The 13,105-nt window shown below is 72.5% G+C and carries 11 protein-coding genes; all 11 read left to right on the top strand.

Annotation, left to right across the window (positions count from 1 at the left end):
- The first annotated feature begins 6 nt into the window (after positions 1-6).
- Positions 7-3,000: a translation initiation factor IF-2 gene (infB, locus tag IQ251_RS07625; RefSeq protein WP_193927769.1), complete on the top strand. Its 2,994-nt coding sequence runs from the start codon at positions 7-9 to the stop codon at positions 2,998-3,000.
- A 68-nt stretch (positions 3,001-3,068) separates the two neighbouring features.
- Positions 3,069-3,362 carry a DUF503 domain-containing protein gene (locus IQ251_RS07620; RefSeq protein WP_193927768.1) on the top strand — a complete coding sequence of 98 codons (294 nt, stop codon included), beginning with the start codon at positions 3,069-3,071 and terminating at the stop codon, positions 3,360-3,362.
- Between the two features lie 98 nt (positions 3,363-3,460).
- Entirely contained in the window at positions 3,461-3,976 is a 516-nt protein-coding gene (rbfA, locus tag IQ251_RS07615; RefSeq protein WP_193927767.1) for a 30S ribosome-binding factor RbfA, read from the top strand.
- Positions 3,977-4,141: 165 nt separating this feature from the next.
- Positions 4,142-5,089 carry a DHH family phosphoesterase gene (locus IQ251_RS07610; RefSeq protein WP_370591270.1) on the top strand — a complete coding sequence of 316 codons (948 nt, stop codon included), beginning with the start codon at positions 4,142-4,144 and terminating at the stop codon, positions 5,087-5,089.
- 81 nt (positions 5,090-5,170) lie between these two features.
- Positions 5,171-6,490: an MATE family efflux transporter gene (locus IQ251_RS07605; RefSeq protein WP_193927765.1), complete on the top strand. Its 1,320-nt coding sequence runs from the start codon at positions 5,171-5,173 to the stop codon at positions 6,488-6,490.
- Positions 6,491-6,543: 53 nt separating this feature from the next.
- Positions 6,544-7,452 carry a tRNA pseudouridine(55) synthase TruB gene (gene truB / locus IQ251_RS07600; RefSeq protein ID WP_193927764.1) on the top strand — a complete coding sequence of 303 codons (909 nt, stop codon included), beginning with the start codon at positions 6,544-6,546 and terminating at the stop codon, positions 7,450-7,452.
- A 64-nt stretch (positions 7,453-7,516) separates the two neighbouring features.
- Complete coding sequence (locus IQ251_RS07595) at positions 7,517-8,503, top strand: bifunctional riboflavin kinase/FAD synthetase (protein WP_193927763.1); 987 nt, start codon at positions 7,517-7,519, stop codon at positions 8,501-8,503.
- Positions 8,504-8,823: 320 nt separating this feature from the next.
- Positions 8,824-9,306: a helix-turn-helix domain-containing protein gene (locus IQ251_RS07590; RefSeq protein ID WP_193927762.1), complete on the top strand. Its 483-nt coding sequence runs from the start codon at positions 8,824-8,826 to the stop codon at positions 9,304-9,306.
- A 16-nt stretch (positions 9,307-9,322) separates the two neighbouring features.
- On the top strand, positions 9,323-9,883 hold the full coding sequence (gene thpR, locus IQ251_RS07585) for an RNA 2',3'-cyclic phosphodiesterase (RefSeq protein ID WP_193927761.1): 561 nt from the start codon (positions 9,323-9,325) through the stop codon (positions 9,881-9,883).
- A 319-nt stretch (positions 9,884-10,202) separates the two neighbouring features.
- Positions 10,203-10,472 (top strand): 30S ribosomal protein S15, encoded by a 270-nt coding sequence (rpsO, locus tag IQ251_RS07580; RefSeq protein ID WP_193927760.1) that lies wholly within the window; start codon positions 10,203-10,205, stop codon positions 10,470-10,472.
- Positions 10,473-10,712: 240 nt separating this feature from the next.
- Complete coding sequence (locus IQ251_RS07575) at positions 10,713-12,977, top strand: polyribonucleotide nucleotidyltransferase (protein ID WP_193927759.1); 2,265 nt, start codon at positions 10,713-10,715, stop codon at positions 12,975-12,977.
- Positions 12,978-13,105 lie beyond the last annotated feature (128 nt).

Genomic DNA, 13,105 nt, shown 5'->3' with positions numbered 1-13,105 from the left:
AGAGCAGTGGCAGGCAAGGCCCGCGTACACGAGCTCGCCAAAGAGCTCGGCGTAACCAGCAAGGAAGTTCTCAACAAGCTCGCCGAACAGGGCGAGTACGTGAAGTCGGCGTCGTCCACCGTGGAAGCCCCGGTCGCGCGCAGGCTGCGGGACGCGTATGTCAAGCCCGCGGCGAAGAAGGGCGAGTCCGGCGGCAAGGAAGCGTCCGCTCCCGCCGCGTCCGAGCAGGGTTCGGCCCCGGCCGCGCCCAAGCCCGGTCCGCGCCCGGAGCAGCCGGCGGGCGATCGGCCGAAGCCGGGCCCCAAGCCCGGTCCCAAGCCGGGCCCGCGGCCGAGCGCGAAGCCGGAGCCCGAGCCTGAGCCGGAGCCGAAGGCAGAACCGGCCGGTGACCAGCAGCAGGGCGAGCAGGCCCCGGCCGCCAAGGCCGAGCCCAAGCCCGGCCCGAAGCCGGGCCCGAAGCCCGGCCCCAAGCCCGGTCCGAAGCAGGGCGGCGACGCCGAGGGCGACGCCGGTGTGGTGCCGCCGCGTCCGCAGGCCCCCAAGCCCGGTCCGCGGTCCCCGCGCGTCGGCAACAACCCGTTCGGCGTCGGCAGCGGTTCGCCGCAGCAGCGCCCTCCGCGGTCCGGCCAGGGCGGTGGCAAGCAGGGCGGCGGTCAGGGTCCCGGCAAGCAGCGCCAGGGCGGTGGCCAGCAGCAGGGCGGCCAGCAGGGTGGTCAGGGAGCTGGAACCGCTCCGGCCGCGGGCTCGCAGCCGCGCGGTGAGGGCGACGGTTCCCGTCCGAACCCGGGCATGATGCCCCCGCGTCCGAACCCGGGCATGATGCCGCCCCGCCCGCCGCGCGGCGGCAGTGGTCCCGGTGCTGGTCGTGGTGGCGGCGGTGGCCGTGGCGGTCCCGGCGGTGGACCCGGTGGTCCCGGCGGCGGTCGTCCCGGTGGCGGCGGTCGCGGTGGACCCGGTGGTGGCGGCGGTGGTCGTCCCGGTGGCGGTGGCCCGCCCGGTGGTGGCGGCGCCCCGGCCGGCGGCGGTTTCCGCGGTCGTCCGGGCGGCGGCGGTCGTCCCGGCGGCGGTCGTGGCGGTACGGCGGGTGCCTTCGGGCGGCCCGGCGGTCCGGCCAAGCGCGGTCGCAAGTCGAAGCGGCAGAAGCGCCAGGAGTACATGGAGAACATGCAGGCGCCGTCGGTCGGCGGCGTCCGCCTCCCGCGCGGCAACGGCGACACGCTGCGCCTGCGCCGCGGTGCTTCGCTCACCGACTTCGCCGAGAAGATCAACGCCAACCCGGCTTCGCTGGTGCAGGCGATGTTCCACCTCGGTGAGATGGTCACCGCGACCCAGTCCGTCTCCGACGAGGTGCTGGAGCTCCTCGGCCAGGAGATGAACTACAAGGTCGAGATGGTCAGCCCGGAGGACGAGGACCGGGAGCTGCTGGAGTCGTTCGACATCAACTTCGGCGACCCGAACAGCTCGGACGAGCAGCTGGCGGCCCGTCCGCCGGTGGTGACCGTGATGGGTCACGTCGACCACGGCAAGACCCGGCTGCTGGACACCATCCGCAAGGCGAACGTGCAGGCGGGCGAGGCCGGCGGCATCACCCAGCACATCGGTGCCTACCAGGTGGTCACCGAGCTGGAGGGCGTCGAGCGCCCGGTCACGTTCATCGACACCCCGGGGCACGAAGCGTTCACCGCCATGCGTGCTCGCGGTGCGAAGTCGACCGACATCGCGGTCCTGGTGGTCGCCGCCGACGACGGCGTCATGCCGCAGACGGTGGAAGCGATCAACCACGCCCAGATCGCGGGCGTGCCGATCGTCGTCGCGGTCAACAAGATCGACGTCGAGGGCGCCAACCCGGACAAGGTCCGCCAGCAGCTGACCGAGTACAACCTCATCGCCGAGGAGTACGGCGGCGAAACGATGTTCGTGGACATCTCCGCCAAGCAGGGTCAGAACATCGAAAGCGTGCTGGAAGCGGTGCTGCTCACCGCGGACGCGACGCTGGACCTGCGGGCCAACCGGAACATGTCCGCGCAGGGTGTGGCCATCGAGGCGCACCTGGACCGCGGTCGCGGACCGGTGGCCACGGTGCTGGTGCAGCGCGGAACGCTCAAGGTCGGTGACTCGGTGGTCGCCGGCGGTGCCTACGGGCGTGTCCGCCGGATGATCGACGAGAACGACGAGGACGTGCCGGAGGCGCTGCCCTCGCGGCCGGTGCAGGTCATCGGGTTCACCTCGGTGCCGGGAGCCGGCGACACGTTCCTCGTGGTCGAGGAGGACCGGACCGCGCGCCAGATCGCCGACCGCCGGGGTGCCCGGCTGCGCGAGGCCGCCAACGCCGCCAAGCGCAAGCGGGTCAGCCTGGAGGACCTGGACAAGGTCCTCAAGGACACCAACCAGCTCAACCTGATCATCAAGGGTGACAACTCGGGGACGGTCGAAGCCCTCGAAGAGTCCCTGTCGAAGATCGACGTGGGTGAAGAGGTCGAGCTGCGGGTGATCCACCGGGGCGTCGGTGGCATCAACGAGTCGGACATCAACCTCGCCACCGCGGAGAACACCATCGTCCTGGGCTTCAACGTCCGGGCCGAGGGCAAGGCGGCCGAGGTCGCCAACCGCGAGGGCGTGGAGATCCGGTACTACTCGGTCATCTACCGCGCCACCGAGGACATCGAGCAGGCCCTCAAGGGCATGCTCAAGCCCGAGTACGAGGAGCACGAGCTCGGCCGGGCGGAGGTCCGCGAGGTCTTCAAGTCCTCGAAGGTGGGCAGCATCGCGGGTTGCATGGTCACCGACGGGATCATGCGGCGCAACGCCAAGGCCCGGTTGCTGCGCGACAACGTGGTGGTCGCCGAGAACCTCACGGTCAACTCGCTGAAGAGGTTCAAGGACGACGCGACCGAGGTCCGCGACGGTTTCGAGTGCGGTCTGACCCTGGGGTCGTACAACGACATCAAGGTCGGCGACTTCGTCGAGACCTACGAGATGCGCGAGAAGCCGCGCACCTGATCCGGACGCCGGGCGGGGGCCTGACGACCAGGTCCCCGCCCGGATCCGCCCAGTGTGAGGACACGCCCATGTACGTGGGAGCGCTGGAGCTGGACGTGCTGTTCGGTGACGTCCACTCGCTGAAGCAGAAGCGCTCCGCCGTGCGACCGGTGATCGCCGAGCTGCGGCGCCGGTTCGACGTGGCAGCGGCCGAGACCGGCGACCAGAACCTGCACCGGCGGGCCCAGCTGGGCATGGCCGCCGTGGCGGGGGACGCGGTGCACGTGCGCGAAGTCCTGGAGGCGTGCGAGCGGCTCGTCGCCGCGCGCCCGGAACTGGATCTGCTCTCCGCCAGGCACCGGATGCTGGGGCCGGATGACTAACGCCGCGTCCGCAGCGGGGCAGCCGCTTTCAGTGGGGTTCGCCGCCCGCACCGCCGAGCAAGCATTCCCAACATCGCTATATCCGAAGGAGGTGCGCCGTGGCCGATACGGCACGCGCCCGCAAGCTGGCCAAGCGCATCGCCCAGATCGTGGCTTCCGGACTTGAGCACGAGGTCAAGGACCCCCGGTTGGCGATGGTGACGATCACCGACGCCCGGGTGACGCCGGACCTGCGCGACGCCACCGTCTACTACACCGTCTTCGGCGATGACGCCGACTACGCCTCGACCGAGGCCGCGCTGAGCAGCGCCACCGGTGTGCTGCGCTCGCGGGTCGGGCAGCAGACCGGGGTGCGCTTCACCCCGACGCTGACCTTCGTCGCCGACACCCTGCCGGACAACGCGCGCCGGATGGACGAGCTGCTGGCCCGCGCGAAGGAAGCCGATGCCGAGGTCGCGCGGCTGGCCTCCGGAGCCCAGCCCGCGGGGGACGCCGATCCGTACCGCCCGGAGCACGAGGAGCCCGACACCGCGGATGACGGTGCGGACACCGGTGGTGCAGGGGCCGACCCGATTTCGGGTGCCGATCTGCGCGGTGGCTCACAGAGTGGTTGAGCGGCGGGTCCGCATGGGATCGGTTGGGTGATGGCGGCCGAGCGGCCGCCCTCGTCTGGAGGTGAACCTGTGCGCGGGCAGCCCGATACCGACCCCGCTGCGGACCCACCCGGTGGTGATCCGCAGGTCGGTCCGGAGCCGGGCGAGTTCGCCGCAGCGGCCCGGATCCTGTCCGCCGCACCCGACGTGACGCTGTTCGCGCACGTCAACCCGGATGCCGATGCGCTCGGCAGCGCGTTGGCGCTGGGGCGGGTGCTGCAGCGGCAGGGCGCGGTGGTGCGCGTGGCGTTCGGCGCGCCCGCGGAACCGGCGGAAGCGCTGCGCGCACTGGACACCGACGGGCTGCTGGTCCCGGTGCACCAGGTCCCCGCGACGCCGTCCGCGCTCGTGGTGTGCGACACCGGCAGCTTGGAACGGCTCGGCCCGCTGGCCGACCGGGTCGCCGCGACCGCTGGTGCGGGTGGTCCGGTGGTGGTCCTCGACCACCACGTGGGCAATCCCCGCTACGGCACCGTCAACATCATCGACGAGCGGGCCGAGGCGACCGCGCTGCTCGCGCTGCGGCTCGTCGACGAGCTCGGCGGTGAGCTCGACCGGCAGGTGGCGCGCTGCCTCTACGCGGGGCTGGCGACCGATACCCGCTCCTTCCGGGCCGCCGGGGTGCAGGCGTACCGGGTGGCGGCCCGGCTGCTGTCCACCGGCATCGACCCGGACGCGATCCTGCGCCCGTTGCTGGACGACCACCCGTTCACCTGGCTCGGCGTGCTGTCCGAGGTGCTCGCGGACGCGCATCTGGAACCGGATGCCGCCGCGGGCCTGGGCCTGGTGCACGCGGCCGTGCCGTGGTCGGCGATGTGCCGGGTGCGCGGGGAGGACGTGGACAGCGTCATCGACCTCCTGCGGACCACGTCGGAAGCCGAGGTGGCCGCGGTGCTCAAGGAGACCGCGCCGGGGATCTGGTCGGTCTCGCTGCGTGCGGACAGCCGGGTGGACGTGGGCCGTGCCGCGACCGCGTGCGGCGGGGGCGGGCACCGGTTGGCTTCCGGATTCACCTCCCGCGCGGAACCCGCGGTGATCCTGCGCGAGCTGCGGGCGGCGCTGGCGGAGGGCTGACCGGGAGCCTCACCCCGGCCCCCGGATCGCGCGCCGGTAGCCTTCCCGCGGTCCCGCCGGGGTTGTCTGCTGGGAGTTGCCGTGTCCGATCCTGCCGAGCGCGTCGCGCCGCGGCGTCTGCTGGGGCTGGCGGTGCCTGCCCTTGGCGTGCTGGCCGCCGAACCGCTGTACGTGCTGGTGGACACCGCGGTGGTCGGGCATCTGGGTGCCGTGCCACTGGCCGGGCTGTCCCTGGGCGGCACGCTGTTCACCCTCGTGTCCACCCAGCTGACGTTCCTCAGCTATGGCACGACGGCGCGCACCGCCCGGTTGCACGGCGCGGGGCAGCGCGCGGCGGCCGTGGCCGAGGGCGTGCAGGCGACCTGGTTGGGCCTCGGTGTCGGCGCGGTGCTGCTGGTGCTGGCCCAACTGCTGGCCGTCCCGGTGGCCGAACTGCTCGCCGGTCCGGGCCCGGTGGCCGATGCCGCGGCGTCCTGGTTGCGGGTGGCGCTGTGCGGAGCGCCGATGGTCCTGGTGACCCTGGCCGGCAACGGCTGGATGCGCGGTGTGCAGGACACGGTCCGCCCGCTGCGCTACGTGCTCGCGGGCAACGGCGTGTCCGCGGTGCTGTGCCCGGTGCTGGTCTATCCGGTCGGGTGGGGACTGGAAGGCTCCGCGGTGGCCAACCTCGTCGGCCAGTCGATCGCCGCGTCCCTGTTCATCCGGGCGCTGATCGTCGAGCGGGTCCCGCTGCGGCCCGTTCCGGCGCAGATGCGCGCCCAACTCGGGCTCGGCCGGGACCTGGTGCTGCGCACGCTGGCCTTCCAAGCGTGCTTCCTGTCCGCGACCTCGGTCGCCGCCCGGACCGGTGCGGAAACGGCGGCCGCGCACCAGGTGGTCTGGCAGCTGTGGACGTTCCTGTCCCTGGTGCTGGACTCGTTGGCGATCGCTGCGCAGTCGCTGGTCGGGGCGGCGTTGGGGGCCGGCTCGGCTCCGCGCGCGAAGAGCATCGCCCGGCAGATCACTTGGTACGGGCTGGGTTTCGGCATCCTGTTGGGAACGCTGTTCGCGGCTCTGGCCGGTGTGCTGCCCCCGCTGTTCACGGCCGATGCGGCGGTGCTGGCGGTGGTGCCCGCGGCGTGGTGGTTCTTCGTCGGGCTGCAGCCGGTGGCCGGGGTCGTTTTCGCGCTGGACGGCGTCTTCCTCGGCGCCGGGGACGCCGCCTACCTGCGCACGGCCACGATCCTGAGCGCGGTGATCGGCTACCTGCCGATGATCTGGCTGTCGCTGGCGTTCGGCTGGGGGCTCATGGGGATCTGGACCGGGCTGTCGCTGTTCATGGTGCTCCGGCTGGTCACCTTGCTGCTCCGGGCCCGGTCGGGGAAGTGGGCGCGGGTGGGTGCCGTCCGGGCCGGGAGCTGATCCGGGCTCCCCGGCCGCCGGCGAGCGGAGCGCGTCGAGGATGATGGGCAGCCGTGTCCGAACGCGCCCGCACTCCCGCCACCGCTGTCGACCCCGGTCTGCTGATCGTGGACAAGCCCGCCGGGATGACCTCGCACGATGTCGTCTCCCGGGTGCGGCGGATTATGGGCACCCGGCGCGTCGGCCATGCGGGCACCCTGGACCCGATGGCCACCGGAGTGCTGGTGCTGGGGCTGGAACGGGCCACCAAGCTGCTCGGGCACCTGGCTCTGGACACCAAGGCGTACCTGGCCACGATCCGGCTCGGTGCCTCGACCACGACCGACGACGCCGAGGGCGAGGTCCTCGCCGAGGCGGACGGCAGCGCAGTCGGCGAGGAGGCGGTGCGCGCCGGGATCGCCGAGCTGACCGGGGACATCCAGCAGGTGCCGAGCGCGGTGAGCGCGGTCAAGGTCGACGGGCGCCGCGCCTACGAGCTGGCCCGCGCGGGTGAGCAGGTGGAACTGGCGGCCCGCCCGGTCTCGGTGACCCGGTTCGACCTGCTCGCGCTGCGCCGCTGCGCGAGCAGCACGGAGCTGGACGTGCTGGTGGAGTGCTCCTCGGGCACGTACGTGCGTGCGCTGGCCCGCGACCTCGGCGCCGCGCTGGGTGTCGGCGGGCACCTGGGCGAGCTGCGCCGGACCCGGGTCGGCCCGTTCGGGCTGGCCACCGCCCGCACGCTGGACCACCTGGCGGACGAGCCCGGGCTGTCCCTGGACATCGATCGGGCCGTCGAGGCGGCTTTCCCGCGGCGCGACGTCGACGAGCGCACCGCGCGGGCGCTGTCGCACGGCCAGCAGGTCACCGCCGCCGGGGTGGACGGCACCTACGGGATGTTCGACCCGCGCGGCCGGGCGGTGGCACTGGTGCAGGATCGGGGTCGCGCGGCCAAGCCGGTGCTGGTGATCGTCCCCGCGGGATGACCCGCGGTCGCCGATTCCGGACGGTGCGGTGGAGCCCGCGGGCGGAGCAGTAGGCTTGCCAGCCGTGCAGCGTTGGCGCGGTTTGGAACAGCTCCCCGGTGACTGGGGCCGGTGCGTGGTCACCATCGGCGTGTTCGACGGGGTGCATCGAGGGCATCAGCAGCTCATCGCGCACGCCGTGCAGCGAGCCCGCAAGCGGGACCTGCCGTGCGTGCTGGTCACCTTCGACCCGCATCCGTCCGAGGTCGTGCGCCCGGGCAGCCATCCGGCGCAGCTGACCACGCTGCGCCGCAGGGCCGAACTGGCCGAGCAGCTCGGGGTGGATGTGTTCTGCGTCGTGCCGTTCACGCGCGAGCTGTCCCGGGTCCCCCCGGAGGAGTTCGTGCACTCGATCCTGGTGGAGCGGCTGCACGCGGCCGAGATCGTGGTCGGCGAGAACTTCACCTTCGGGCACAAGGCGGCCGGCGACATCGGGCTGCTGGCCGAGCTGGGCGAGCGGTTCGGGTTCGAGGTGGCCTCCGATGCGCTGGTCGCCGGTCCGGTGCGCCGCGGCGACGAGGCGGACGATCCCGCGGTGACCTTCTCGTCGACCTACATCCGGGCCTGCATCGATGCCGGGGACGTGGTCGCGGCGGCATCCGCGCTGGGGCGCAGCCACCGGTTGGAGGGCATCGTGGTCCGCGGGGCGGGCCGCGGCGGGGCCGAGCTGGGTTTCCCCACGGCCAACCTGTCCACACCGCCGCACGCCGCCATCCCGGCCGACGGGGTGTACGCGTGCTGGTTCACCCATCGCCGCCGGGGGTCGGCCGAGCAGGGGCGGACGCTGGCCGCCGCGGTGTCGGTGGGCAGCAATCCCACGTTCTCCGGGACCGAGCGCACGGTGGAGTCCTACGTGCTGGACGTGGACACCGACTTCTACGGCGAGCACGTGGATCTCGACTTCGTGGCCAGGCTCCGGTCCATGGAGCGCTTCGACGGGGTCGACGCGCTGATCGCGCAGATGAACGAGGACGTCGTCGAGACCCGGCGCGTGCTCGGCACGCCGCGGTGAGACCGGCCGGACCCCGCACCGGCAGGGTCGTGCGTGGGGCGTGCTGGGGCAGATCGGCGAACCCGGCACCGCGTGTGCCGTGACGTGGCAGGATTCGGGGCGCGGCGCCGTGCTCGGACGCGGTTCCCGGTGGAGGGCGCCCGGACTCCGGCGCCGGTTCCCCGGCACGTGTCGCAGGTATCGGGGTCGCGGCATCGGGGTCGCGTCGCGCGGCGCGGGACGTCCGAGCTCGCGCAGACCCCCGGGGCCGCCGCGCGGCACGTTCGACGAGAGCGGCATATCGACAACAGCGGGACATCCGACAACACTGGGGAGCGAAGTTGGCGGAGGGCAGGACCGTCCAGCGGAACCTGGCGTTACAGCGCCAGTGGTACGGCGAGCCGCTCGGCGACCGGGTGCGGCGCCTGGTCGTGGCATTCCGGATCTCGCAGGCCCAGTTGGCCGAGGTGCTGGGCATCAGCGCGCCCATGCTGAGCCAGGTGATGAGCGGGCGCCGGGCCAAGATCGGGAATCCCTCGGTGCTGGCCCGCCTGGTCATCCTGGAGCGCAAGGTGCTGATCCCGGGAGTGGCGGCTGGGGAGGCCGAGGCGATCGACCAAGCGCTGGAGGACGTGCGGAACTCGCGGCCGTCGCTGGGCAGGGACAACCTGCCGGTCGCGGCGGCCAACGGGGAGGAAGTCTGCTGGCCGGTGCTGCGCGAGCTGGCGCGGCCCAGTGAGCTGGAGTCGGCCGCCGAACTGCTGGAGGCGGGGCACCCGGGCCTGGCCGGCCTGCTCCGCCGGGCGGCCAACGGCGACGGGTAGCGACGGGAGGCGAACCGTGCGGTTGTTCACCGCGCTGTGGCCGTCCGCGGAGGCGGTCGACGACCTGGTGGCGGCGCTGGCCGCGCTCGACGAGCACCGGGTCGCCGCGGCCACGGCAGGGCTGCGCACGTTCCGCTTCGTGCCGTCCGCGCGCTGGCATCTGACGCTGTGCTTCCACGGCGACGATGCCGATGAGCACGACCTCGCCGAGCGGCTGGAGGCCGGGGCTGCCCGCGCGGCGGCGTACCCGCCCGCGCTGCGGGTGGCCGGGGCCGGAGTGTTCCGCGGTGTCCTCTGGGCGGGGGTGCGGCCGGCCGGCGCCGAGGACGGGCGGGCCCTGCGCGAGCTGGTGCGGGCCGCCGGCGGCGATCCGGAGGCGCACCGGGCGCACCTGACCGTCGCGCGCTGGGCGGCCGGGCGGGCCGACCGCGCAGCGTTGACCGGTCTGCTGGACGGCTACGCCGGTCCCTGGTGGACCGCGGACGAACTCGCCCTGGTGCGCAGCGAGCAGCGCGCGGGCGGTCGCGAGTACCGCACGGTGCACCGCGTGCCGGTGACCCGCGGACGCTCGGGGTGAATCCGGGGCGTTGGTCCCCCTGCTATCCTGAACGGTGGATCCGGCTGCAGTCCGTGGTGGCCGGGATCCGCGGTGGCTCGACCGTTCGCCCGCGCGGCAGATCCGTTCCGCCCTCGGGGCGAGACGTGTGCGTCGCAGCTCGTACGTAGCAGTGCTGGCGGTCCGCGTCGGCCACCGGTCGTGACCCGTGGTCGAGCCGAACGGTACTCACCGGGAGCCGCCGCTGGTCGGCGCTTCGGGGAGCCCACCGGCCCGACGAGGGCGGATGTGGCCCGACGGGTGCAAGTGGCACGGGACAATCAACAAGGGGAGTCAGCTCGTGGCTTTGTCCACTGCGGAGAAGAAGCAGATCCTGGCCGAGTACGGCCTCAAGGACGGCGACACGGGTTCGCCGGAGGCGCAGGTTGCGCTGCTGACCAAGCGGATCGTCGGGTTGACCGAGCACCTGAAGCAGCACAAGCACGACCACCACTCGCGTCGTGGTCTGCTGCTGATGGTCGGTCGGCGCCGCCGTCTGCTCAACTACCTGATCAAGGTGGACATCGCGCGGTACCGTTCGCTGATCCAGCGGCTCGGTCTGCGTCGTTGACGAACACCGGAGGGGAGCGGTCGTCGGCCGCTCCCCTCGGTGCGTGAAGCACCGGACGGCGCTGCGGCGCCGCCGTACGAACAACAGAGCGCCCACGGTGGCCGGGAAACCAGTCGTCCGCCGGTCCTCGGTAGTGGCTCCCGGGCACGTCCTCGACGCGCCCGAGGGCTTCGATCGATGGCCGGCCTCGTCGGACCCCGTTTCCGCGCCCGTGGGACTCGCCGGAACGAGGAGTAGATCTTGACCGAACCCCAGTCGATCGACGAGGGCGTGTACGAAGCCACTGCCGTGCTGGACAACGGCGCGTTCGGCACGCGCACCGTCCGCTTCGAGACGGGCAGGCTGGCGAAGCAGGCCGCGGGCAGCGTCGCCGCCTACCTGGACGACGAGACGATGCTGCTGTCGGCCACCACGGCGTCCAAGCAGCCGAAGGAGAACTTCGACTTCTTCCCGCTGACCGTCGACGTCGAGGAGCGGATGTACGCGGCCGGGCGCATCCCGGGCTCGTTCTTCCGCCGGGAGGGGCGCCCCTCCACCGACGCGATCCTGACCTGCCGGCTCATCGACCGGCCGCTGCGCCCGACCTTCGTGGACAACCTGCGCAACGAGGTCCAGGTCGTGGTCACGGTGATGAGCCTGCGCCCGAACGACCTGTACGACGTGCTGGCGATCAACGCCGCGTCGGCCTCCACCCAGCTGTCCGGCCTGCCGTTCTCCGGCCCGATCGGCGGCACCCGGATGGCCCTGATCGACGGCCAGTGGGTCGCCTTCCCGTCGCACGACCAGCTGGAGCGGGCCGTGTTCAACATGGTCGTCGCCGGCCGCATCGTGGGCGACGACGTGGCGATCATGATGGTCGAGGCCGAGGCCACCGAGAACACCACCGAGCTGCTGGCCGAGGGCGTGCAGGCGCCGACCGAAGAGGTCGTCGCCGAGGGCCTGGAGGCCGCCAAGCCGTTCATCCGCACCTTGTGCGAGGCCCAGCAGCAGCTGGCGCAGGCGGGCGGCAAGTCCACCGAGGACTACCCGGTGTTCCCGGCCTACGCCGAGGACATCTACACCGCGGTCGAGCAGGCCGGTGCCGGTGAGCTGGCCGAGGCGCTCAAGATCAGCGGCAAGCAGGAGCGCGAGGACCGGCTCGACGAGGTCAAGGCCCAGGTGCTGGACAAGGTCGGCGTCGAGGAAGGCCAGCAGTTCGCGGGCCGGGAGAAGGAGGTCGGCGCCGCGTTCAAGGCGCTGACCAAGAAGCAGGTGCGCCAGCGCATCATCCGCGACCAGGTGCGCATCGACGGCCGCGGCCTCACCGACATCCGCAGCCTGTCCGCCGAGGTGGGCGTGATCCCGCGGGCGCACGGTTCGGCCCTGTTCGAGCGCGGCGAGACCCAGATCATGGGTGTGTCCACGCTGAACATGCTGCGGTTGGAGCAGACCATCGACTCGTTGTCCCCGGAGACGACGAAGCGGTACATGCACCACTACAACTTCCCGCCGTTCTCCACCGGGGAGACCGGCCGGGTGGGCAGCCCGAAGCGCCGGGAGATCGGGCACGGTGCGCTGGCCGAGCGGGCGCTGCTGCCGGTGCTGCCGTCCCGGGACGACTTCCCGTACGCGCTGCGGCAGGTGTCCGAGGCGCTGGGCTCCAACGGGTCGACCTCGATGGGCTCGGTCTGCGCTTCGACGCTGTCCCTGTTCAACGCCGGTGTCCCGCTCAAGGCCCCGGTCGCGGGCATCGCGATGGGCCTGGTCTCCGACGAGGTCGACGGCCAGACCCAGTACGTGGCGCTGACCGACATCCTCGGCGCGGAGGACGCCTTCGGTGACATGGACTTCAAGGTGGCGGGCACCTCGGAGTTCGTCACCGCCCTGCAGCTGGACACCAAGCTGGACGGCATCCCGTCCGAGGTGCTGGCGCAGGCCCTGGGCCAGGCGCGGGACGCGCGGCTGACCATCCTGGACGTGATGGCCGAGGCCATCGGCTCGCCGGACGAGATGAGCCCGCACGCGCCGCGGGTGACCGCGCTCAACATCCCGGTGGACAAGATCGGCGAGGTCATCGGGCCCAAGGGCAAGATGATCAACACGATCACCGAGGAGACCGGCGCCGAGATCACCATCGAGGACGACGGCACGATCTACGTCGGTGCCGCCGACGGTCCGTCCGCGGACGCCGCGATCGACAAGATCAACGCCATCGCCAACCCGCAGCTGCCCAAGGTCGGCGAGCGCTTCCTGGGCACGGTCGTCAAGACGGCCGCGTTCGGCGCGTTCGTCTCGCTGCTGCCGGGCAAGGACGGCCTGGTGCACATCTCCAAGCTGGGCAACGGCAAGCGCATCGGCAAGGTCGAGGACGTGGTCAACGTCGGCGACAAGCTGCGCGTGGAGATCGCCGACATCGACAGCCGCGGCAAGATCAGCCTGGTGCTGGTCGACGAGGAAGGCGCCGAGGGCGCCGAGGGCGGCGAGGAATCCGCGGAGGCCGCCGAGGCGGACACCGCCGAGGAGTGATCCGCTGAGCAGTCCCGACGCGGCCCGTCCCGGATCGTCCGGGGCGGGCCGCGCTGCTGTGCGTGGCGGGAGCCGGTCGCGGGGCGCCGCGGCCGGCCGGGCGCGGGTCGTATCGTTGTGCCGGGCGA

This window comes from Saccharopolyspora montiporae (assembly GCF_015209505.1).
Lineage (GTDB): Bacteria > Actinomycetota > Actinomycetes > Mycobacteriales > Pseudonocardiaceae > Saccharopolyspora > Saccharopolyspora montiporae.
The sequence above is the reverse complement of the archived record's forward strand: the minus strand, read 5'-3'. Positions and strand labels throughout refer to the sequence as shown.

Coding starts and splice junctions, on each gene's coding strand:
- IQ251_RS07620 (WP_193927768.1), top strand. CDS start 3,069: ATGTACGTGGGAGCGCTGGAGCTGGACGTGCTGTTCGGTGACGTCCAC.